This is a genomic window from Noviherbaspirillum sp. FW303-A3 (genome assembly GCF_058788695.1).
Genome location: NZ_JBYTAZ010000001.1, coordinates 5,324,604 through 5,346,687, shown reverse-complemented (window position 1 = coordinate 5,346,687; position 22,084 = coordinate 5,324,604). Strand labels below are relative to the sequence as shown.

The 22,084-nt window shown below is 57.4% G+C and carries 16 protein-coding genes; 9 read left to right on the top strand and 7 right to left on the bottom strand.

All coding sequences use genetic code 11. From position 1 onward, the window contains the following. Positions 1-38 precede the first annotated feature (38 nt). A complete protein-coding gene (locus AC3WOY_RS25435; protein WP_492428920.1) occupies positions 39-1,238 on the bottom strand; it encodes a tyrosine-type recombinase/integrase in 1,200 nt (399 codons plus the stop codon). Positions 1,239-2,356: 1,118 nt separating this feature from the next. Between AC3WOY_RS25435 and AC3WOY_RS25430 the strand changes: the two genes are divergently transcribed. The 7 genes from AC3WOY_RS25430 to nhaA all read left to right on the top strand — a co-directional run bounded on the left by AC3WOY_RS25430 (position 2,357) and on the right by nhaA (position 11,384). Next, positions 2,357-3,496, top strand: coding sequence for a tyrosine-type recombinase/integrase (locus AC3WOY_RS25430; RefSeq protein ID WP_492428227.1), 1,140 nt, complete (start codon positions 2,357-2,359; stop codon positions 3,494-3,496). Between the two features lie 20 nt (positions 3,497-3,516). Then, complete coding sequence (locus AC3WOY_RS25425; protein ID WP_492428229.1) at positions 3,517-5,130, top strand: site-specific integrase; 1,614 nt, start codon at positions 3,517-3,519, stop codon at positions 5,128-5,130. Further along, entirely contained in the window at positions 5,127-6,998 is a 1,872-nt protein-coding gene (locus tag AC3WOY_RS25420; protein WP_492428231.1) for a hypothetical protein, read from the top strand. The genes AC3WOY_RS25425 and AC3WOY_RS25420 overlap by 4 nt, the downstream gene beginning before the upstream one ends. Then, entirely contained in the window at positions 6,985-7,395 is a 411-nt protein-coding gene (locus tag AC3WOY_RS25415) for a TetR family transcriptional regulator (protein WP_492428233.1), read from the top strand. The genes AC3WOY_RS25420 and AC3WOY_RS25415 overlap by 14 nt, the downstream gene beginning before the upstream one ends. 592 nt (positions 7,396-7,987) lie before the next feature. Beyond that, a complete protein-coding gene (locus AC3WOY_RS25410) occupies positions 7,988-8,443 on the top strand; it encodes a hypothetical protein (protein WP_492428918.1) in 456 nt (151 codons plus the stop codon). A gap of 107 nt (positions 8,444-8,550) precedes the next feature. Continuing rightward, a complete protein-coding gene (locus tag AC3WOY_RS25405; RefSeq protein ID WP_492428916.1) occupies positions 8,551-9,132 on the top strand; it encodes an HAD family hydrolase in 582 nt (193 codons plus the stop codon). A 992-nt stretch (positions 9,133-10,124) separates the two neighbouring features. Beyond that, positions 10,125-11,384 (top strand): Na+/H+ antiporter NhaA, encoded by a 1,260-nt coding sequence (gene nhaA / locus AC3WOY_RS25400; protein ID WP_492428914.1) that lies wholly within the window; start codon positions 10,125-10,127, stop codon positions 11,382-11,384. 204 nt (positions 11,385-11,588) lie between these two features. Here the strand turns inward: nhaA and AC3WOY_RS25395 are convergent, their stop codons facing one another. The 6 genes from AC3WOY_RS25395 to AC3WOY_RS25370 are packed head-to-tail and all read right to left on the bottom strand — an operon-like array spanning position 11,589 to position 18,387. Continuing rightward, positions 11,589-12,119, bottom strand: coding sequence for a response regulator (locus tag AC3WOY_RS25395; protein WP_492428912.1), 531 nt, complete (start codon positions 12,117-12,119; stop codon positions 11,589-11,591). Further along, the gene (gene nosR, locus AC3WOY_RS25390) at positions 12,116-13,450 is read right to left on the bottom strand and encodes a response regulator c-di-GMP phosphodiesterase, NosR family (protein ID WP_492428910.1); all 1,335 of its coding nucleotides are present in this window, start codon (positions 13,448-13,450) and stop codon (positions 12,116-12,118) included. Before nosR ends, AC3WOY_RS25395 begins: the two co-directional genes overlap by 4 nt. Continuing rightward, the gene (locus tag AC3WOY_RS25385) at positions 13,447-14,988 is read right to left on the bottom strand and encodes an ATP-binding protein (protein ID WP_492428908.1); all 1,542 of its coding nucleotides are present in this window, start codon (positions 14,986-14,988) and stop codon (positions 13,447-13,449) included. The genes nosR and AC3WOY_RS25385 overlap by 4 nt, the downstream gene beginning before the upstream one ends. Next, positions 14,985-15,827 (bottom strand): HDOD domain-containing protein, encoded by an 843-nt coding sequence (locus tag AC3WOY_RS25380; protein WP_492428906.1) that lies wholly within the window; start codon positions 15,825-15,827, stop codon positions 14,985-14,987. The genes AC3WOY_RS25385 and AC3WOY_RS25380 overlap by 4 nt, the downstream gene beginning before the upstream one ends. Next, a complete protein-coding gene (locus AC3WOY_RS25375; RefSeq protein WP_492428904.1) occupies positions 15,824-16,144 on the bottom strand; it encodes a hypothetical protein in 321 nt (106 codons plus the stop codon). The genes AC3WOY_RS25380 and AC3WOY_RS25375 overlap by 4 nt, the downstream gene beginning before the upstream one ends. After that, entirely contained in the window at positions 16,141-18,387 is a 2,247-nt protein-coding gene (locus tag AC3WOY_RS25370) for an EAL domain-containing protein (protein ID WP_492428902.1), read from the bottom strand. Before AC3WOY_RS25370 ends, AC3WOY_RS25375 begins: the two co-directional genes overlap by 4 nt. Before the next feature lie 810 nt (positions 18,388-19,197). Here AC3WOY_RS25370 and AC3WOY_RS25365 point away from each other — a divergent pair. Beyond that, the gene (locus AC3WOY_RS25365; RefSeq protein WP_492428900.1) at positions 19,198-19,614 is read left to right on the top strand and encodes a response regulator; all 417 of its coding nucleotides are present in this window, start codon (positions 19,198-19,200) and stop codon (positions 19,612-19,614) included. Continuing rightward, positions 19,607-21,910 carry an EAL domain-containing protein gene (locus tag AC3WOY_RS25360; protein WP_492428898.1) on the top strand — a complete coding sequence of 768 codons (2,304 nt, stop codon included), beginning with the start codon at positions 19,607-19,609 and terminating at the stop codon, positions 21,908-21,910. Before AC3WOY_RS25365 ends, AC3WOY_RS25360 begins: the two co-directional genes overlap by 8 nt. Positions 21,911-22,084 lie beyond the last annotated feature (174 nt).

Sequence of the window (22,084 nt, the reverse complement as noted above, 5' to 3'; positions counted from 1 at the left end):
CCCTTCGTCACTATCCGTGGTGGTGAAGCAAACGGCAATCACGACCACTTGATTTTGTGACGCTCCTCGGTTTCCCGATGTCGAGCATCGTCAGACGAGTGAAGATATCCACTGGTCGTCGAAATTGACTCATGGCCAAGGTTATCGCGGACATGTCGCAGATCCACATTACTATTCGCCATATGTGACCCCGCCGTATGCCTTAGCCAATGGGCGGACGCGACTTCAACACGGGCAGCAAGTAGATCAAAATCTGGTCCACGCGCCTTCAAGCGATGCGAGGTATCCAGGAAAACCTGCTTGACGAGCGCATGCACCGCGCCCCGTGTCATGTGACGGTGCTGTGTCCTAATCGGCAAGAGTAGTGGAGTTTCTTCGGAAGGGGTGGGGAAGGGGGCAAGTCCCTTTTCTCGCCGATAGCGCGCCAGCTCGACCATCAACTCGTTGGTTGCCGGGACAATTCTCGTCTTTTCGCCCTTACCTACTATTTCCAGCCACCAGCGTTCTTCACCGTCTTTGTCGCGCCGGCAGAAGAACCCGCCCATCGTATTGCCGACAACCTCGGAGATCCTCAACCCACAGAGATAGAGTAACGAGAACAGCCAGCGCGTCCGCAAGTAGTGTTCGCGATCCCGATCGGCCTCCTTTGGCATCGCATCGATGGTGAGCTTAACTTCGGTCCACAGATCTTCCTCGAGATACCGGGTCACCCTCGGTTTAGCTTTTCTCGTGCGTTGGCGGGACAGGGAAAGCGGATTGCCGGCCAGGTAGCCGGCATTGACGAGCCAGGAAAACAGCGTATTGAGAATAATAAATGCCTGGCGTTGGCTTGACGATGAGAGGGGGCCAGCGAACGGGCGCCATTCTGGATGGGACCTCCCGAACTTCCGCCCGTCCCGCATGATCCAGCGCGTCGCCGGCTGGGGATCGGCGAGGAAATGCTGATACGCAAGCAAGTCTTCGTGAGTCAGCGACGAGATCGGCTTTTGCAGTTGCACGGTCGACCACAACAGGAGGCGTTCCGCTTCCTTCCGGTAGTTATCGAACGTGGTTTTCGTATCGGCGAAACGTGCCAGCCAGGCTTTGATCGCATCGATATCGTTCTTGGCAGAGATCTGAGGCCGGTTTCCAGTTGCTCGATTTGTGCCGTCTCCGCCGTCTAGGCCAGCTGGAATAACGACGGTTTCAATGGGCGCCAATGAGCCGGCAGGAGAAGGGCTACGAGGATCGACGGGCATTCGGAGGCCCAGGGGGCGTAAGACTTGAATCCCACATTATAGGTGCAATGTCGATTTGCACCGTCAAGGGAACAGCAACCCAGCTGCAGCTTCCCGAATACGAGCAGCCCCTGTTAGTAACTTGCCTAGATGCAACAGTTGGCCAACTGCTGTCATTCAACTGCCGCCCATAACTTCGGAAGGCGGGAATTTCGATAGACTTGTCTACAGCGGCGGCGGGCCGGCAGAAGCATAGTTCTCGCTGTTAGCAGGCGATGCAAAATCAGCATTTCGTGCGCGGTGCACCACGCTGCAAAACAACCGCTCATATCTTTCTTAGTGCTATTTAACGTTTTCAGTTTGTAAATTTCTATTGGAAATGCGTGCGGCATTCACTAATCTGACAATTACCCCTAGCCTCTAGCTTCTCGGAGGACATGCCCGCCGCGAGCGGGCATTTTTTTGCGTCGCCGTCCGATGCTTACCTTCATCGTTATCGGGAAAATGCAGATATTTGCAGGCTGATGATGTGCGGCTTTGCAGTGGGCTGATTGCGCCATTTTGATATGCTTCTTGGCGCCACACTCCCTGCTGCAGATCAGTTCCGACTTACCCGTGGCGCGTTTTTCTGGGACCTGCGCCCATGTGGCGTCAGGAGAATATCGTCACGTTGGCCGCCAGCGGCGTACGGTTGACGTGCTGTGGCACTATTCAAGGAGGGAAAGCCATTCGTCGACTTCGGGAGGTAACGCATTCGCCCGATATCCGTAATGGCAATCAGCCTCCTGCTCGGCACCGCAGTACGGACATGTGATCTTGCCGATTTCATTGACAGTGGCAAAGCACGGACTAAAGCGTTCGAGGATATAGGTGCGCCTGCAGTAAGACTTCGCGCATTTCTGGAATAGCATCGTCATACGTCTCCCCAATATATTTTCTTATTGCCGCTGGCCGGTGATGGCTAGGCTTCCTCAAGTGTAGGACTCATTGACTCAGAAACAAGCCGCTACAGGAGTGCCTCGGGAAGCATTCGGAACTCGACTACGCTAGGGACGGATGATATTTCATATGTTATAGTCCGTCGCCATTGTTGCCGAAATATCTATATTTAAATCAAGCAGATAGCGAGACAGGGGGACGTGAGACTCATCCACAGCACAGACGAATTCCAGCTTTCGCAACAGCCTTATCCTGACATTCCCATCCTGCTTGATCGGAACGGAGCAATTGTTGTTCCGGCACTGCAATTTCTGATTCATCAATGCCTGCATCGAGGGCGCGTACAGTCGGCTGCCACATGGACCGCCTATGGCGAGGCCCTGTACGACTATTTTGGGTATCTCGAGGGCTCAGGCCACGCTTGGGAGCAGCGCCAAAAGGCTGGCATTCCCTCCATCCTTGCCCGCTACCGTGATTGGGCCCTCAAGCGCAACAAGGAAAGCACAGTCAATTTCCGGCTGCGGCTGGTGGTGCGCTTTTACCGATGGGCGCGCGATCGGGGCTTGATTGTCGAACTGCCGTTCGACGATGAGGCGGTCGTGCGGCGTGCCAGTGGCGGCATGTTGGCCCACGCACAGCGCTTAACCAGCACCACGTCGCCCGATATCTTGCTCAAGCAACGACGAGAAGTGTTGCCGGTCCTGTCCAAGGGGCAGGTGGCAGAAGTGCTGCATGCAGTAGCGGGCAACCCGACGCACTATCTGATTGTGCTGTTGGGGTTGCAGACGGGATTGCGCCGCATGGAGCTCGCCACGTTCCCTGCGCACTATGTCATGAATGGTGGCATGCAGAGTTCAGAGCGCCGGGTGTTTCCTGTGTTGCTCGACCCAGCGCACGTGCAAATCAAGGGGCGGCAAAAGCGCACCATTCATCTGACGCGGCACTTGCTGGACCAGCTCTGGCAGTATCGCCACACGTACCGGCCGATGCTGGCCAGACGCCACGGCGCGGCAGAACCGGCGACGCTGTTTCTGACTGCGGATGGCGGGCCGTTTACGAATGGTGGCATGGGAAAAATCTTCGAGGCGATATCGCGGCGTGTTGGATACAAGGTGCATTGCCACATGCTGCGCCATACCTATGCGACGCATACGCTGCATGCACTGCGCAGTGCGATGAATATCGGCAATGCGCTGCTCTACCTGCGGGAACGGATGGGACACAGCCATATCAGCACCACTGAAAAATACCTGCATTACCTGGAACAGATTGAAGACGGGGTGCTCAACGATTACCAGCGTGAGGTCGACCAGTTGTTTGCCGGGGGCATGACGTCTTGAAGCCGCGCAAACGATTTGACGTGCCGGAGACAGACAGGGAATCTGTGGTCGATCAGACGGGCGCAGCTGCCGGTCGAACGATGGCGGGCGACGACCTGGCGGAAGAGCGGGACCGCTTCGACTTCTCGCCGTGGTACGGAAAAGGCATCGATGCGATCACCGACCTGCTCGCGCAATCCCTGCAGCAGCTGCGCGTGGCCAGAACTTACCAAGAGACGTCGATGACGTCATTGTTCAATGGCGGGATACGCAAGTTCCTGTCCTATTGCATTGAACAAGCGCAGGCACAAGGCCGGGAGTTGCGTACCGAAGAGATTGACCGTCCGTTCATCGACCATTACATCGCCTGGATCCGACGCCAACTGCGAGACGATGGGGAAGCGCTCAGCTATGTGGCGCAAAAGTCGATTTACACCAAGACCAAATCGGTCTTGGTACCTGCTTGCCGGCAGGGGCGGTTGCCGGACCGCAGGCAACTGTTCCCGGTCAATCCCTTCCCCAATGTAAACCGGCATTACCAGGGCGAGCAGCCGTTATCGCTGGAGGCGAGGCGACGGTTTGCGGAAGCATTACGCGTTGAACTGGCTGCTATTGCCAGGAATGAGTTCGACGGTACCGACGGCCAGGCGCTCGCGCTGGTATGCCTGCTGATTGCGTTGCGGACCGGTCTCAATACCACGCCGCTGCTGGAGCTGTCACGCGACGCGCTGCTGCCGCATCCGCTCAAGCCGAACTGGCGCATGCTGGTCTCCCACAAGCGGCGCGGTAATGCCACCCATGTGCAGTCCATGCGCTGGAGCGACCAGTTGGCGGAGACCGCATCGGCGCAGACTGATGTGGTGTGGTGGTATGAATGGGTCAATCAAAAGACGGCCCCGCTGGTTGCCGAGGCGTCGTCCGATTTGCAGCAGCGATTGTGGCTGTATCGCCATGAACAGGTGGGGCGCCCACGCTCGGTGCTGTCGCTCACCGTCAGCCAGCTCATTCTTGCCGCGCAACGGCTGGTACGGCGTCACGCCCTTGTTGGTGATGATGGGGAGCCGTTACGGGTGAATGTGGCGACGTTGCGCAAGACCTTCGTCAACCGGCTGTACGAGCTGAGCGGCCGGGACATGCTGGTCACGGCGCGTCTGGCCGGTCATTCGGTGCAAGTCTCCCAAAGTCATTACTTGAAAATATCGCCGGAAGCCAAGCGTGCGTTCCACTTCGCCGGCAAGACCCTGCTATCGACGCTGCAAACCCCATCGTCAGGGCCGGAGGTGGTTGCGCCTGCGGCCGCCACGCCGATCGGACACTGTGCCGACCCGGTGCACGGGGAACGCGCGCCGCAACAGCCGGGCCGGCTCTGCACCGACTTCCTCAGCTGCTTCCAGTGCAAGAGCATGGTGGTTACCACCGAAGACCTGTGGCGACTGTTCAGCTTTTATTACCTGATCGACAGCGAGCGCACCATCCTCAATGCGCGCGACTGGGAACAGTGGTACGGGCACGTGCGGGACATCATCGATACCGAGATCGCGCCGGACTTCCCGGCGGACGTGGTGCGGGCAGCGCGCGAGCGGGCACGGCACGAGCCGCACCCGTACTGGCAGACGCGCGACCGCTTGGGCTTGCCGCATGGAGCGCTGGCATGAGCGGCGCCATGCAGCGCGCCGCGGTGGCGCCGGCACCCGCGCCCGCAGACCGCGACCAGTGGCCGATCGCATACGTATCCGATCCGGATGGCGGACGCCAGGTGTTGTGCCGGTATGGCGACATGGTGTGGGACTTGACGCCGCTAATACCGAACTCCAATGCGACGCCCGGGATGCGGCGCTTGCATTTCGATCGCCTGCCGCCAGCGTGGCGCGACAGTGCCAAGGCGTTGCTGTATGCATACTGGGTGCATGGGCGCCCGGGATGGAAAGCCCCGGGCTCCTTGACTCTGTCCAATGTGTTCCGTCGCTTGCAACGGCTGGTGCGTTACTTGGATACGCTCGGTGTGCAGCGGTTTGCGGATGTCCGGCCGCTGCATATCGAATCGTATGTGCAGCGCCTCCGTGCGCGCAACAGCGTCTTGCATACGGTGCACGAATACGTGGTGCTGGAACTGGCGTGGACCCTCAGGGATCACTTGCAGGACCACCTGCCGGCCCATCCATGGCCGGACAGCTCTGCCCGTGATGTCGCCGGTCTGAGTACGCGCGGCAAGCCGGTCTCGGGCACGCAAGCGATTCCGTTGGAAATTGCGTCGGCCTTGTTCCGGCACGCGGACGCCGCCCTGCAAAAGGCACCGCTGCTGCTTCAGGTGCGGGACGAACTGAAGGACCTGGAACGCCGGGCGACGGTGGGCTACAAACGGATGTTTGTGCTGAAGAATCGGCATCTGCGTTCACGCGGGTTGCCGCCGTTGCAGGCGTATCAGCGCGCGCTGATCGATGTGCGCATTGCCGGCTACATCGTGCTGGGCTTGCTGAGCGGGATGCGCAACCAGGAACTGGCGGATATCCGGGTCGGCTGCTATTACGAAACCGAGGTGGACGGCGTCACCTACGGCTGGCTGCGCAGCGTGAGCCGCAAGACCGGGGAGGGGGCGACCGAATGGATGATTCCGCCGTATGCGGCGCACGTGATTGCGCTGCTGGAGCGATTGTCGCAGCCGCTGCGGGAAGAATTGCAGGCGGAACTGGCAGCCATCGATGGCCAGTTGGCGAATGCGGCTGCCAGCGACGCGCACCGGGTGGCCCTGTTGGCACGGCGCATGGCGCTGCGCCAGCATCAACACGGGCTGTTCCTTGGCAAAACGGTAGCCAGCGGCAATATTGCGATCTTGAGCCTGTTCAGCTGGAACTCCGAACTCAAGCTATTTGCGCGCAACTGCGGCATCCCCTGGCAACCAACCACGCATGAACTACGTCGCACCTTTGCGGTGTTCGTCGCTGCCCATGGCAGAGGCAATCTGCTGTACCTGCGCGATCACTTCAAGCATTGGTCGCTGGACATGACGGCGCTGTATGCGTTGAACGAGACCCAGGATGTCGACCTGTACGCGGAGATCCTGGAAAAGATGGAACAGGAGCAGGCTGTGCGGATTGCCAGCTGGCTCGATCCGTCCGTCCGGTTGGCGGGCAAGGCTGGCGAACGCATCATGCGTCAGCGGGTGCACATGAAGTCGATGAACATGGTCAGTCGCAAGGAGATGGCCGAACGTGCAGGCCAGGGGATCCTGTTGCGCAGTACCGGTCACAGCTGGTGCATGGCCGATGCACTTAGTTGTGGAGGCCGCGGCTTGTACGACGCAATGGAATGTGCGGACTGCAGCCATGGAGTGATCGATGAAACGCAGCGGGACACTTGGCATGGACTGTGGTTGCAGCAGCTCGAACTACGTGATGTCAACGATATCGGCCCGGCGGCGCAGGCCAAGATCGAGGAAAGCATTGAGACCGTGAAGCAGATTCTAAGAAAACTGGATCCCGGCGTAGCCGACGCCCCGGGAAAGGAACCCTATGTCGCGTCGTGACAAGACCCAGCAGGAATTGCTGCTGGCATTACACCGGATTGAGCGGGGGACACCGCGCACTGTGGATCCCAAGCGCAAGCTGTCGATCGCGGCAGTAGCGGAAGAAGCGGGCGTACACGCTACGACAATCCATACCCGCTACCCGGATATCGCCGAGCAGGTTAGGAAACGGACGGCCCGGACAGGACGAGTGCAGCGCGACGTGAAAGCACAGGAATTGCAGGCGGCGCGCGAAAGCAACCGAGCATTACGGCGCCAACTGGCAGAAACGGAGGCTCTGCTGCGTTCCCTGGCGTCGCAAAACGCGACGCTGACGATGGAAAATCTGCAGCTGAAAGCGATCCTGCGGGCAGAAAACGTGCGGCTCCTGCCGCAGTTCAAACCAGCCAACCAATAGCGTCCTGTACGCGGAAAAGTGTTGCATCCTCAAGGTGCAAAAGGAATCAGCAACTTCAAGAAAGCAACAGTTGCTAATGAATCCTAAGGCTGAAATGTCCGCTACCTGACTTGCTGGTAGGCAGCTTTGGGTCGATTTCCGCCAGTCAACGGAACTTCTGCAACGGCGGCTCTGAGGTGTATTTCGGTCGCTTACTACCTGTTGATCCTCTCGGCGTTACAGGAGCGTAGGGGGAAGACGAGCAACGTGCTCCGACGCCTACCACAGTGCGAACAAAGGCACCGCTGCCACCGAGAGAGTTATGCCCAATCTGCACCTCTGCGCCGGACCGCTATGAGGAGTGGATTTTTCTTTGGCACGACAGAAAAAGTGAGGAGAGCTCTCACATGCACATGCATAGAGACAGGTGCCATCATGTGACATTATATTAGTAATGTCATATTTCATGTGTGGGACTGAGAGGGGATTCCTGTTACTCTTTGCTCTCTGGTCTGACTGAACTGCAATCCGCCAGGGCCGCGCACTAGCGGGGGCTGGCACAGATCCTTGATTTGCACCCAAATACCACCGGGACTAATCGCCTGACAAAACCATGCTCCGGATTTTTCTAGACACCGAATTCACGAACCTAAATGAGCGCAATCTCATATCGATCGCGCTCGTCGCCGATCGCCAGGATTTCTATGCTGAAGTAGAAGGCTTTCCAGTCGATCGCTGTTCCGACTTCGTTCAGAAAAATGTGTTGCCGCAGCTAGGGAAGGTTGCCGACGCAAGGATGACGCAAGAAGTACTCCGATCCGCGCTACTGGTCTGGCTTGAACAGATCCGCGGTGACGAGCCTGAGGTAGTAGTTGCGTTTGACTTCGAGGGCGACTGGAAGCTCCTCATCCAGGCACTTGGCGAGGCGCCGGTATGGCTTAAAGCGCAAGACGTGCTTGGCAATACGGACGAGACAGTCAGGAAAGAATTCTTCAACATGACTGGTCTGCCCGAGCACCATGCACTCTATGACGCTAAAGCCTTAAAGTTTGCCTTTCGAAGGCCTTAGCGGCAAAAATATCATGCCGGCAATTAGGCAGTGACTTGACCTGCAATAGCCGTTGATTCCGACTCGCCTACATAATGTCCGCGTGAAATTCCGGGCCCGTTGCAGGCTTGATCGCGAATTCGGTCGTGGTACTTGTGGCTACAGTTGCAAAATCGGCTCAGGAAAACGGCGAAAAATTTTTCATGGCGACACGACTAATCATTTTCGATTTAGATGAGACTTTGGTGCACTCAACAAAGGAGCGGCTCCCGACGCCACACGAATTCGAGGTGCCGCCGTACTTCGTGTATGTCAGGCCTTTTGCACGGGAGTTGCTACAGTTCGCCGCGGCCAATTTTGATATCGCTGTATGGTCTTCATCTAGTCCGGCCTACGTTGAGGCGATTACGGCATTACTTTTTGGCGTCCAGTACCCCACAAAATTCTCTTGGGCGGAAAACCGGTGTGTCCAGAAGGTGGATCCGAGGACAAATGGTTATGTGTACATCAAGGACCTACGGAAGGTGCAAAAACACGGCTACACGGTCGACGAAATCGTGATGGTCGATGACAGCCCTGAGAAGGTGCAGCGGCAGCCGAGAAACCATCTGTCGGTGTCGCCTTTTCTTGGTGACTTGACCGATCGGGAATTGCTGGTCGTGCTGGAGAAGTTGACGGCGCTGAAGGGTGGACATTCGTTCGAGACTTAATGCAGTGTCTACTGTGAACCGGTTCTCCAAGTTCATCCCGTAATGCAGACGTATCGGGGAAAGCGCTTTAGCGAGCTCACATTGAACTAAATTTCCGTCAACTGTGCAAAAAGTGGTTGACGGCAATTTAGTTCCAAATTTGACGGAAAATTAGTTCCGGGCGCTCGAACGCCGGCAGTGTTCGCATAAATTTCACAGAACTCGAAAACTGTCTCTGGATTTTCTCGCACAAGTTTCACATAAATAGAAATCTTCCCGAATTATGAAATCTGTGAACTTTGTGCGAAAAAAATAGTGAAACTTATGCGAACGCTCTCAGGTTCACGATTCCGCGCCGCTATGAAAAGGCCGAGGTTTCGTCGTTACATAATTTTACATAATGCAAATTATGAGTAATTAACAAATCTGTTAGCGCCAAATAGTAATTTCCGCTTTTAGCAAAATATTAATGTCACTGTGTGGCGCACCCTATGCAGTGTCGATCGCTCCTTTCAGACGGTAGTTCACGGGCCGTTGCGTTGTCTTGAACAACTACCGCGAGCGCTCCAAGGTAAATCTTATGGGGATAACACGGTAACTGTACTGGGAATGTCTTCATCGGCCGAGCCTTGCGTGCGAATCGGATATACTCACTCAGGGTGCTCACACAAACAGGTGTGGCAGGATGTGCGCTGGTCGGGCCGCCGCGCGGCTTGCGTACGATCTATGACCGCACCCATCATCAACAACTGCACTCCCCCTCAAAGCCATCGTGCCCGTTTTCACCTTACGGGCCGACGCCGCTTAAAATTTAGGGACGTTCCACCCAGGTACCGTGCCCATCAGCACTCCCCCTTAATTTCTTCATGCCACCCCTTCGTTGGGGGCGAGTCCCTCCGAAGAAGCTGGCTTTGCGGCGACGCTCTTGCGACAGTCCTTGGACCAGGGCATACGCACAAGTACGAAGTTCCGACCTTCAATAATCAATTTCTGCATCCAATGAAAGGAACCGAATGACCGCTATCGAGCGAAGGCTTTCCAACACCTTCAAGCGTTTCTTCGAATCAGAGAAGGCAGGTGGTGTCGTGCTGATTGCTTGTACGTTCATCTCGCTTCTGTTGGTCAACTCGCCTTTTGGCGAAGATTACCTGCAATTCTGGCACGCTTCCGTGGCCGGATTGAGCATCGAGCACTGGGTGAACGATGCGCTCATGGCGATTTTCTTCCTGTTGATCGGTCTTGAACTCGAGCGCGAGCTGTATAACGGCGAGTTGTCGAACTTCAGAAATGCACTTCTTCCCATCGTGGCGGCGATAGGTGGAGTCTGCGTACCGGCACTCATTCATTTTGGGCTTAATCGAGGATTACCGACGCAACCAGGAATTGGTATTCCAATGGCAACGGATATTGCGTTTGCATTGGGCGTACTTGCCCTTCTCGGCAGCAGGGTGCCTGCATCATTGAAGATATTCCTCACCGCACTTGCCGTGATGGACGATCTCGCGGCCATCATTGTCATTGCCTTGTTTTACACCTCTGAGCTGGCATTGGAATATCTGATCGGATCCATTGCTGTGTTCGGCCTGCTTGTCTGCATGAATCGCTTCCTGCGCGTAATGGCCCTGACTCCTTACCTGGCAGGAGGCGCAATAATGTGGGTTCTGATGCTGAAATCAGGGGTACATGCAACAATTGCGGGTGTCCTCTTGGCATTCGCTATTCCCTTCTCGGCGAAGCAGGACGATGAAGAGTCGCCTTCGCACCGGCTCGAGCATTTTCTGCACAAGCCAGTGGCTTTCGTCATCCTTCCAGTCTTTGCCCTTGCCAATACCGGCATTGTGGTTGGGACTGACTGGGCCCAGGACCTGGCGTCTTCCAATAGTCTCGGCATCCTTGCCGGCCTCGTTCTCGGTAAGCCGCTAGGGATCACGCTATTAAGTTTTCTGGCGGTTGCAATCGGCATCTGCACGCTGCCAATCGACTTGCGATGGCGGCACATTGTCGGAGCCGGGCTCCTTGGTGGCATTGGCTTCACGATGTCGATCTTCATCACCAACCTCGCGTTCACCGGCGAGCCGGTACTGGTCAACGCCTCGAAAATGGCTACCCTCGTGGCATCGTTAACAGCAGGGCTGCTAGGTTTCGCATGGTTGAAAATCTTCGGCAAGACATTGCCATTGGATGCCTCCACCAATACGATGAATGTTGACGCGGACGAGGCAGGAAGTGGCGCCGGACGCGCCCAACGGCAACCATCGAATCAGATGGATTGACGGCGGGCGAAAGAAAACTATCGGTCGGTCAACACATGTCCGTCCTGTCCCGCGACAGACGAAGTCAAGCAAATGTACTCGGGCTTTGCCCGCCCCCGGGTCGAAGTATCGTTTGAAGACTTTGAAAGTGAATGATTTTCTTGTATGCAAGGTGTATGGAATTTACTTCCGCCTACTCACAAACCCAAGTACTTCCCCGAAATCTCAGTCAATGCGCACCGATCCGTCTTCCCCCCAGTTGACCTTAGTGATCCCCGGCTCTTCCGTTTCCAGACGCCGGGCTTCCAGTTCTTGCGGCGTCAGTTCGCCATGTTCCGGACGCAGCAGATCAGCCAGCTTCCGGTCTTCCATGATCTGATCGTGACGTGCGAATGCTGATGCAATCGTCGCTGTCAGCTCATCGCCTTGCCAGGGCTTGGGGATGTACCGGAATACCTCCGCCTGATTGAGTGCCTGCATGACGGTTTCAAATTCCGTCGACGCACTGAGCACCAGACGGATGGCATCCGGTTGCGTTTGCTTGATCATCTTCAGGAAATCGATACCGTTGATTCCCGGCATGCGGTAGTCGGAGACAACGACGTCGAACATGCTTTCACCGCTGCGTACGAGTGCCTGTTCCGGGTCGGAAAATGTCTCGACATGGAGGTTCTGGCCGGGGAAACTTTGACGCAGCGCCCGATGCAGTGCTTGCAGGACGTGCACTTCGTCATCAACCAGCAATAGCCGCTTCATTGCCCTCTCCTTTCAGAACGCACATATATCTTCAGGCGGCTTTCATCTGCGACGTCATAGCTCATGATCTGCTGGATCAAGCGATGGTCGAGCACGTGGTCGGCGGGAAGAAGCAGCAAGCCGTCGTTGGTGAACAGGTCGCGCGACAACACCATGCCTGATTGCAATTCTCCGGCCGTCAACTGGATTTCCTTTGCAATTTCATCAAGGCCTCCATGGATGATCTCCGCGAACGCCTTGACGACCTGCGGATCGTAACGCTTTCCGCTGTTCTGCAGGATCAGGGTGACCGCTTCGTCCGGCCGGAGACGACGCTGGGTCAGTGTCCCGATCTGCAAATTGTCGAAGTCGCTGGCAAGCGCGAGGATGCGCGCGCCGATCGGGATCGCCAGACCCGCGAGATGATCGGGGAAACCCTCACCGTCAAATCGTTCCATTTGCGAGCGCAGGATCTGTGCGGCGCCGCGCAAATCCTCCAGCGCCGTCAGTAGTTGTTCTCCCGATTGGGGATGCTTGCGATAGAGTCCGAGCATGTCGCCTTTCATCATGCTGACCGGAATCGACAACATGTCGTCGGAGAATCCTATCTTGCCGATGCTGTGCAGAAGGCCGGCGACGAAAACATCCTGTACCTCGTGCGGCTCGAGATGCATTTTCACCGCGATGCGGCGTGCCATGTCTGCAACGCGGCGCGAATGTCCGGCGAGATTCTTGCTGCGCATCTCGGTCATGCCCGAGAACACCTTGATCGAGGTGAGAAAGCTGGCTTTCAGTTTTTCGTTGGTGGCCAGCAGCGAATCGTGTGCCCGCTTCAACTCGGCGGTGCGCTTCTGTACGGTGGCCTCGAGTCCGGCATTCAGCTGTTTGAGTTCCTCGTTCTGACGCTGGGTCAATGCTTCCAGGCGTTGCTTCTCCTGCTCGAGCGCCTTGCGTTCGAATGCATGGCGGACAATCAGCAGAATGTCGTTGTCATCCCATGGCTTGGTGATGTAGCGATAGATTTCGCCGCGATTGATTGCATCGAGGATGGATTGGATATCGGCGTAGCCCGTCAGCAGAAGGCGCAGCGTGTCCGGGCGTGCTTCACGTACCCGCTCCAGGAATCGCGCGCCATCCATTTCCGGCATCCTCATGTCGGAAATGACGATGTCCACCGATTCTGCCTCCAGCTTCGCAAGCCCTTCCTGTCCGCTCTCCGCCGTAATCACATGGTAGCCCTGCGTACGGAACAGCCGGCGCAAGGACGCCAGGATGTTCGGTTCGTCATCCACGCACAGGATACGCGGGCCGAGGCTCAACATCGCATCGGGGACCATTGCCGTCTGCATCATGGTTGTCCTTCCTTCTTGATTGCAGTCTCGTTATGGCGGATCGGCAGCGTGATACGGAATGTCGTGCCGCGGCCCACTTCCGTGTCCACGTCTATCCGGCCTCCATGCTTCTGGATGATGCCGTAGGATAGCGACAATCCGAGTCCGGTGCCGGTGCCGATAGGCTTGGTGGTATAGAAAGGATCGAAGATGCGCGGGAGGGCATCTTTCGGAATGCCGGAGCCGGTGTCGGCCACCTCTATCCAGATGCTTTCGCCGGCCGCCCCTGTCCTGATCGTGATCGTGCCCCGCGTGTCGTTGCTGATGGCCTGGGCCGCGTTCACGACGAGGTTCATGATGACCTGGTTGATCTGTGAAGGCAGGCATTCGACCTCCGGGATGTCGCCGTATTCCTTGACGACGTCGGCCTTGTACTTCACCTCGTTGTTGACGATGTTCAGCGTCGATTCGATGCCGCGCAGGATGTTGGCCCACTGCCAGCTCTGGTCCACGTCGACACGCGAAAAATCCTTCAGGTCCTGCACGATTTTCCGCACGCGCACGATTCCTTCCCTGGATTCGTTCATCAGCGCGGGAATATCTTCTTTCAGGTAATCAAGCTCGATCCGGCGGCGTTCTTCGCTGATCCGGGAAAGCACCTGGGGAGAGGCAATGGAGGATTCGGCCTCTTCATACACCTTCAGCATCTCGAACACTTTGACGATGTATCCCTCGAGGGTGCCGAAATTCGAGAATATGTAGCCGATGGGATTGTTGATTTCATGCGCCACGCCCGCCGCAAGCTGGCCGATGGAGGCCATCTTCTCCGATTGCAGCAGCTGTTCCTGCGCCTGGCTCAGTTTCTTGTTGAGTTCAGTGAGTTCGTTGTTGCGGCGCAGGAGCTCGGCCTCGGCCGCCTCCCGCTTGCGGATGTCCTCTTCCAGAAACAAGTTGGCCTGGGCCAGCTGCGACGTGCGCTGTACGACGAGCTCCTCCAGCTTCGCCTGTACGTTATACAGGTCGGTTTCGGCGAATTTTCTCTTGGTGACGTCCTGCAGCACTTCGATGGCGCCAGCGATCTTTCCGCTCGCATCGTGCAGGGGCGCCGCCGAAAAGAACAGCCAGCGTCCGCTCTCTCCAAGCTGGGGAAAGAAGTCCTCGACTTCGTACGCCCCGGGGATCAGGGTCGAACGCTTGACCTTGCCTCGATAGTGCTCTTCCACTGCCTCGTCGGTTGTTCCCGCCACGATGAGATCCGCCAGCAAAGGACGCTTGTGCTTGTAAAAAGCCTGCGAATGGGAGCTGGATCCGACCATCGCTGCCGCAGAAATGCCGGTGATCTTTTCACAGGCCTTGTTCCATTGGGTGACCACGTGGTCGGCATCGATGGCAAAAGCGGGCACCGGCGATCCATCAAAGTACTCGGAAATCGGCAAGGCATCCGCCTTGCTGCGCCAGTCGCAACCGCTGGAGCCGGAATCCGGTTCCAGGTACTGCATCTCTGCCTCGGGGACGGGCGCTGTCGAATTGATGAAATCGTTCATAAGTTGGGCACTCACACAAAAAGAACCTGGCATGCTTCTTCGAATTCGGCTTCGGTATCACGGCACACCGCTCGAAAGCCCGAGGCATCCAGCCCGAGGCTTTTCCAGGCGTCGTCCGAGACAACCGGAACGAGGTCATCGTCATCCTGGGTCATGTCGAGCGCATGCGCGGCGGCATCCGCGACATGCACGATTGCCGGGATGTCGCGAAGATCATCCCTCTGCGGGTTGTGGTGGTTGGCGATTGCCTTTTGCATGATCAAGGGGAATTTCCAGTGATCCGCCAGTGCACGTCCGACCGCGGGATGGTCCGTGCCAAGCACACTGCGTTCGGCCTCCATTACATAGCAATCCTTTTCATCCCGGTATTTCATCGCCGCGGAATACTGGTCAGGAAAGCGGGTCACCAGCACCAGCCGCCCGATATCGTGCAGAAGTCCACAGACGAAGGCGTGATCCTGGTTGAGCTTTATCTGCCGGGCCAGCATCTTGGCGCATAGCCCGGTACCCATCGAGTGCCTCCAGAAAGCCTTGAAATCGAACGAGCCATGGATGTCTCCGGAAAAGATATCGGTCACCGCCGCGGCGGCAATAAGCGCGCGTACGCTGTCGAATCCAAGTATGGTGATCGCCTGCTGGATAGTCGTCACCCTGCGTGAAAGACCGTAGAACGAGGAGTTTGCGATGCGCAGCGTCTTCGCTGCCAGCGCCTGGTCCTTCGCCACCTTTTCCGCCAGGGCTCCTACATTGGCATCGACCTGCTCGAAACTCTTCAGCACGTCGATCACCACCACAGGAAGCGAAGGCAGGTTGCGGATGCCCTTTGCGACGTCATCGGGGGACAGGTGCGTCATGTTTCGGTTCCCATCCTGTATTCGAAGACGCACTGCTTCAATACATCGGACGCGCCGCTTCCCGCGCAATTCCGGAACAGGCGCACAAGGCGCACCTGCACGCGCCGGGACTCGGCCTCCCATTCTTCTTGCGATATTTCGTTATCCACAATGACGACATGCCCTATTCCACGACGCTCCAGGGAGCGAAGCTGCGTATCGGTCAGTGTCGTCGCTTCGGGCAGCAATACCGCGTTCTGTCCATCCCGCACCGCTTCAGCCAGGACCATGCCGGATTCGGCGTCGTCCAGTGGCACCTGCTTGCTTCGGTTGATCATGAATATTCCCTGTTCAAGGTCACGAGAACACCCCGCGATTCAGATCCTTGCCCCATGCGGTGGCAGATCGCCCGGTACCTTGCGCCATTCAGTTGCAGCTGACCCGGGCTGCCATGGGCCATCGCCCCCACCGCAGCAACAAGTTCCGGCATCACCTCCCTGGCATCGCAGCCGAGGAGGAATCCGCCTTCACGCAAGATCCCTTGCGCGGCGACGTTGATAAATGCGATGTAATCGTCTTCGTCCAGCCCGATAACCGGTAGTGGAATGTTTTGCAGCGCCTCGCGCACGACGTGCAGGCTGACCTCGTCACGCCTTATCTGCTGTTGCTGCTGCCGGGCGATTTCCTCGAGCCGGCGATTGGCGACAGCCAGATCGAAGTTCGCAGTGCGAACCTCCAGGTCGAGCCGGCGGTTTTCGTCCGCCATTTCCTTGCGCCGGAATGCCTCGTCGATGTGCGCGCGCAAGTGGTTGTCTTCCCACGGCTTTGTCAGGAACTTGTAGATGGCACCTTCGTTTACCGCATCGGTTACCGAATGCAGTTCGGTATAACCGGACAGTACGATGCGGACAGTGTCCGGATGGAGTTCCTTGGCGTGGCGTAGAAATTCGACGCCGGTCATTTCGGGCATGCGCTGGTCGGAGACGATCACGTCGACAGGGTGCCGCGCCAATATCTCCAGCCCTTCCCTGCCGCTGTTGGCGGTCAGGATGTTGTAGTTATCCGGACGGAGCAGCCGCTTGAGTGCGGAAACAATGTTCACCTCATCATCGACCAGCAGCAACGTTCGAGACGGACGTGCGAAGCGCAGGAGATGGCCCGCGAGACTTCGCTCTTCACTTACAAAATCGTGGAAGGCGTCCAGCGCCAGCGGCGGCGCATACAGGAAACCCTGGATCTCGTCGCACATGTTTTTGCGCAGGAAATCGCACTGCTCTTCTGTTTCCACGCCTTCGGCGACCACACGGATTCCGAGGGAATGCGCCATTGAAACGACCGTCCTTGCAATGGCGCCGTCGTCACCGCCAGTGGCGATGTTTTCGATGAAAGAGCGGTCGATCTTCACCTTGCTGAATGCATACCGCTTCAGGTACGCAAGCGACGAATAGCCCGTGCCGAAATCATCCAGGACGAGGTCGATGCCCAGCGCCCGCAGGCGTGCCAGCGTTGCTTCGCTTGCCGGCGAATCCTGCATCAGGACGTTCTCGGTGATTTCGAGGCAAAGCATGTCGGTGTCGATCCTGAACTCGCTCATCGCATTGCCGACCTTTGCGGCCAGCGAGGGATCCCGGAACTGCCTGGGCGATACGTTGACCGCCACCCTCGGCACGGCCAGACCGGCATCGAGCAATCGGCGAATGTCCATGCACGCCCTGCGGATAGCCCATTCGCCCAACTGTTCGATCAGGCCGCACTCCTCCGCGACCCCGATGAAACGGGCCGGAGCGACGTTCCCGAGCTCCGTGCTGTGCCAGCGTGCCAATGCCTCCATGCCTGCCAGCTTCCCGGTCTGCAGGTCGGCAATCGGCTGGTAGTGCAGATTCATTTCCTGCTTCTCGACCGCTTCGCGCAATGCGATTTCGAGTCTTGCTCGTTCCACGACTCTCGCGTTCAATTCCGGAGCGAAGAATTGCGAATTGTTGCGCCCGATCTCCTTGGCACGATGCAAGGCCAGATTGGCGTAGCGAATCAGGGCTGAAGGGTCGTTGCCGTCCTGGGGATAGAGAGAGATTCCAATGCTGCAGGTAATGCGCGTGAGGGTGTCGTCGACTGTGAACGGCCCCTCGACAGTACGCATGATTCGTTCGGCAATGGTTGCAGCATCCCGCGCATGACGGATGCCGGTCAGCACGATTCCGAATTCATCAACGCTATGGCGCGTCACGGCGCCGTTGCCGCGGATGCAGCAGTCCAGCCGCTGCGCAAGCTGTTGCAGCAGCTTGTCGGCACGATCGTATCCGATGTTCTTGTTGATGAAGCGAAAAAGGTCGACGTCAACGACAAGCAGGGCAAATATCTGTTCGCCGACAGGTGTGCGTGTGATGGCGTCTTCGAGGATTGTCCAGAGCGCCTGCCTGTTCGGCAATCCGGTCAGATCGTCGAGTCCGGCCCGAAGTGGAAGCAGCTTGTGCGCTGCCGGCAAGCAGTGAAACTGGAAGGCCTTTCCGGCCTCGCAGGTGGTTGTCTTCAATGTGCCGCCGGGGTTGAAGGCGGACTGCATATCTTCAGACTTGACCGTCATATATACCTTTCTGGCCGCGATTTTTAGGCGGCGTCCCGGAAAGACAATCGGCTGACAGATTGCGCGATGCGCACGCCACATAATCGCACACGTGTTTTCTGCGGTAAAGATCAACAGCAGTAACACGTGTGTTCCTCGCATGTTGCATCAACAACGCGCACTGTGTTTCAGCCGCACTGAGATCTATAACGGCATCACAAATCCACAATTGATCCCATATTCGTGGGATTCAACGCTGCGCGTGAATCACATAGAGACGGAGAGTTACGGATCAATCCCGACAGTCGGTGCGCAATGGCGACTTCATGTCTCAATCAACGTGCGGAGCAACAGCGCATTTCGATTGCGCGCAGATCGGGAAAAAATATCGGCAGAACGAGTTCAAAGGAAGGAGTCCAATGGAAGATGGTCTCGATGGAGAGTCTCTGCCATGGATCAAGGCAGGCATGCCGATGGTAGTCACATCTGTACGTCAATATCTTGCGGCATGGTCGCCCATCTTATGAATAGGGGATACCGCTCTGCGGAAAAGCGAATTGGCAAGGCGCTGCTTGTGATTGGACTGGCAATACTACTGAAGCCCATTGAGCTTGCCCGGCATTCCCATGGGAGTTGTTGAGTCTCGCTCGTATCCGATATTCCGCCTATGGCAGTCAAGCATTGAGAAATATCAACCCCAAAATAATTCCATGTGGCAATATTTTGAGCCATGGCATTTAACCAAATGAATATGGGATACCGCTCGCCCGAGTGAGGACGTAGGCTGTATGAACGGGCTCCGAAACTCGGACACGAGGACATATTGCGTCAATGGAAAACACTGAGCGCGCCACCATCCTCATCGTTGATGATGAGGAACGCAACCTGCGATTGCTTGACGTCTTGCTAAGAACGGACGGTTATCAAACCCTGTCAGCCAACTCTGGACGGGAGGCTTTGGCATTGGCGGCATCGGCTCACCCTGACCTGATCCTGCTCGACCTGATGATGCCCGGCATGGATGGTTTCGAAGTAACTCAGGCGCTCAAGAAGGCTCCTGCCACCTCTGCGATTCCGATCATGATCATTTCGGCACTGGACGATGTGGCGACCCATCGCCGCCTGCTTGCGTCAGGCGCAGATGAGTTCATTCGCAAGCCCGTTGACCGGTGGGAGCTGTCATTGCGCGTGTCGCGGCTGCTCGGGATCGACCGACCTCCGGAAGGAGGTTCTACGAATCATGCGTAAAAAGAATATCAGTCTCAAGAAATCGAACAGCGTCCTTTCGATGCTGAGTCGTATCAATCGGACAATCGTGCGTGCAGAATCGCCGGACGACCTCTTTCGGAGCGCATGCACGATTGCCGTTGAATCCGGTTTGTTCGACGCGGCCTGGATCGGTCTCGTCGCACCGTCTACCAGGACGCTGCGGGTACTGAGCAGCGCCGGCGGGATCGGTGCCATCGAAAGCGCACTGGCCCTTTCAGGCGGCTTTTCAGATATGGTCCGGAAGGCCGCTAAGATCCGCATCCTCGATAATCTGGACGCCCTTCCTTCAACGATGTATCCGGCCGAACTCGCGCAGCGCGGGATTCGCGCAATGGCCGGACTCCCCTTGCGCGAACATGGAAATGTCGTGGCCGTCCTGACGGTCTTTGCTGTCGATGCCGGCTGTTTCGACACGGCGGTGACCGCGCTGTTGCAGGAAGTGACCGAGGATATCTGCTTCTCCCTTGATCATCAGTTGAACGAGCAGCATCGCCTGGCAGCTGAATCGAAGCTGTATTACATGGCATCCTACGATGCGCAGACAGGCATGCCGAACCGGTCCTTGCTGGAGGAGCGCCTGCCGGAACTGGCCGCTCGCGCGCAGCACCGCGGCGCATTCCTGACCTTGTTCGATATGCGCCTGTTGCGGCTGGAACGGGTTGCGCAGATCCTCGGACCTGCTGCCACGAATGATGTCATGCGCACCATCGCATTGCGCCTGGAGGATTTAAGGGGGACGGACGGCCTGCTGGCGCAGTTGGGGCACGAAGAATTCGCACTGGTGACGCTTAACGCGCGGGACAGTTCGGGCGCCGAATCTCTTGCCCGCGAGATGGTAAGGGTGGTCGAGCAGCCTGTGCATGTCGACGGCAAGGAGGTGTTTCTTCACCTTGCCATAGGCGGAGTGACACACCGGCTCCACGAGCAGGATATCGCAGCCCTGCTCCGCCGCGCGCGTGCTGCGGCCAATGAAGTCGGTCCCGAAGGCGGCTTTCGCCTTTATAGCCCGGATCTTGATCGTGACCTTGAACGGCATGTGGAGATGGAGGCCGAGCTCCACCGCGCCCTTGAGCGTGGAGAATTCGAACTTTATTATCAGCCGCAGCTGAACATGAAAAGCGGCATGGTAGTCGGCGTCGAAGCACTGCTTCGCTGGCGGCACCCGGTGCGCGGGCTGATTCCCCCGAATCAGTTCATTCCCCTCCTTGAAGAGTGCGGGCTGATGTCGCGCGTCGGGACGTGGGTCCTGCAGGCCGCATGTAGGCAGGCAAGGGAATGGATGAGGCTGGGTCTCCCCGCCATCCGCATGGCGGTCAACCTGTCGGCCCAGCAGTTTCGCCTCGCCGACCTGATGACATCGGTGGAGCAAGCGCTCGGCGATGCCGGATTGGCTCCGGAATACCTTGAACTGGAGCTGACCGAAAGCCTGATCCTCGAGAACGCCGAGCAGACCATCCAGATCATGCACGACCTGAAGAAGCTCGGGGTCAGCCTGTCGCTGGATGATTTCGGTACCGGCTATTCTTCGCTGAGTTACCTGCGTCGTTACCCCGTGGACCGGATCAAGATCGACCAGTCCTTCGTCCGCGACATGATGGAGCACAGCAGCAGCGCCGCTCTGGTGAGAAGCATTCTCTCAATGGCGCACAACCTTGGCCTTGCGACGATTGCCGAGGGCGTGGAAACCCCGGCGCAACTGGGATACTTGCGCAAGCAGGTGTGCCAGGAGATGCAAGGTTTCCTGTTCAGCAAGCCTTTGCCGGCGGCCGAGCTGACGGAATTGCTCCGCCAGGGGCGATGCCTGGCGTCTGCCGACCCTGTCGATGCCGCTGCGTCGACGCTGCTGATCGTCGACGATGAGCCGGAAGTTCTGCAAATGTTCAGTCATGCGTTCCGCTCCGAAGGCTGGAAGATCCTGACGGCGAAAAGCGGCGAGGAAGCCCTGGTAGTGATGTGGGAGCATGGCGTCGGTGTCGTCGTCTCCGATCTGCGAATGCGCGGAATGCCGGGAACCGAGTTCCTGCGGCGCGTAAGGGAAATGTATCCGATGACTGTCCGGACACTCTTTACTGCCCATGCCGATTTCGAAACCGTCGCGGAGGCAGTGAACGCCGGCAACGTGTACAAGATCCTGAGCAAGACCTCAAGCGTCGAGTCGCTCCGCGCAAACTTGCGTGACGCCTTCAGGCAGTACGAAACCAAGGTGCATTTGCATAGCAACGCCCGGCCGCAAAATGCAGGCAATGGCAAGGGGCCTGTGGCCGAAGCCTCCTGATAATTGGTTTGAGGTTGCCATTATCCGGCTCCGCTTTTCCCGTTTTTGAGAACCGCCCGCTTGCCCGCACTGCATCCATTCCAACTGAAATGACTCCCAATCGCGCTCCCCACAGGGTTTTCCGGAGTTTGGCGGTCAAGGCACAACAATTGCTATAGTCCGGTCTTGCCTTCA

What these genes read in the sequence shown, in the direction of transcription:
- AC3WOY_RS25435 (WP_492428920.1), bottom strand. Translation starts at nt 1,238, where the DNA reads ATGCCCGTCGATCCTCGTAGCCCTTCTCCTGCCGGCTCATTGGCGCCC.
- AC3WOY_RS25420 (WP_492428231.1), top strand. Translation starts at nt 5,127, where the DNA reads ATGAGCGGCGCCATGCAGCGCGCCGCGGTGGCGCCGGCACCCGCGCCC.
- AC3WOY_RS25415 (WP_492428233.1), top strand. Translation starts at nt 6,985, where the DNA reads ATGTCGCGTCGTGACAAGACCCAGCAGGAATTGCTGCTGGCATTACAC.
- AC3WOY_RS25410 (WP_492428918.1), top strand. Translation starts at nt 7,988, where the DNA reads ATGCTCCGGATTTTTCTAGACACCGAATTCACGAACCTAAATGAGCGC.
- nhaA (WP_492428914.1), top strand. Translation starts at nt 10,125, where the DNA reads ATGACCGCTATCGAGCGAAGGCTTTCCAACACCTTCAAGCGTTTCTTC.
- AC3WOY_RS25395 (WP_492428912.1), bottom strand. Translation starts at nt 12,119, where the DNA reads ATGAAGCGGCTATTGCTGGTTGATGACGAAGTGCACGTCCTGCAAGCA.
- nosR (WP_492428910.1), bottom strand. Translation starts at nt 13,450, where the DNA reads ATGATGCAGACGGCAATGGTCCCCGATGCGATGTTGAGCCTCGGCCCG.
- AC3WOY_RS25380 (WP_492428906.1), bottom strand. Translation starts at nt 15,827, where the DNA reads ATGACGCACCTGTCCCCCGATGACGTCGCAAAGGGCATCCGCAACCTG.
- AC3WOY_RS25375 (WP_492428904.1), bottom strand. Translation starts at nt 16,144, where the DNA reads ATGATCAACCGAAGCAAGCAGGTGCCACTGGACGACGCCGAATCCGGC.
- AC3WOY_RS25370 (WP_492428902.1), bottom strand. Translation starts at nt 18,387, where the DNA reads ATGACGGTCAAGTCTGAAGATATGCAGTCCGCCTTCAACCCCGGCGGC.
- AC3WOY_RS25365 (WP_492428900.1), top strand. Translation starts at nt 19,198, where the DNA reads ATGGAAAACACTGAGCGCGCCACCATCCTCATCGTTGATGATGAGGAA.
- AC3WOY_RS25360 (WP_492428898.1), top strand. Translation starts at nt 19,607, where the DNA reads ATGCGTAAAAAGAATATCAGTCTCAAGAAATCGAACAGCGTCCTTTCG.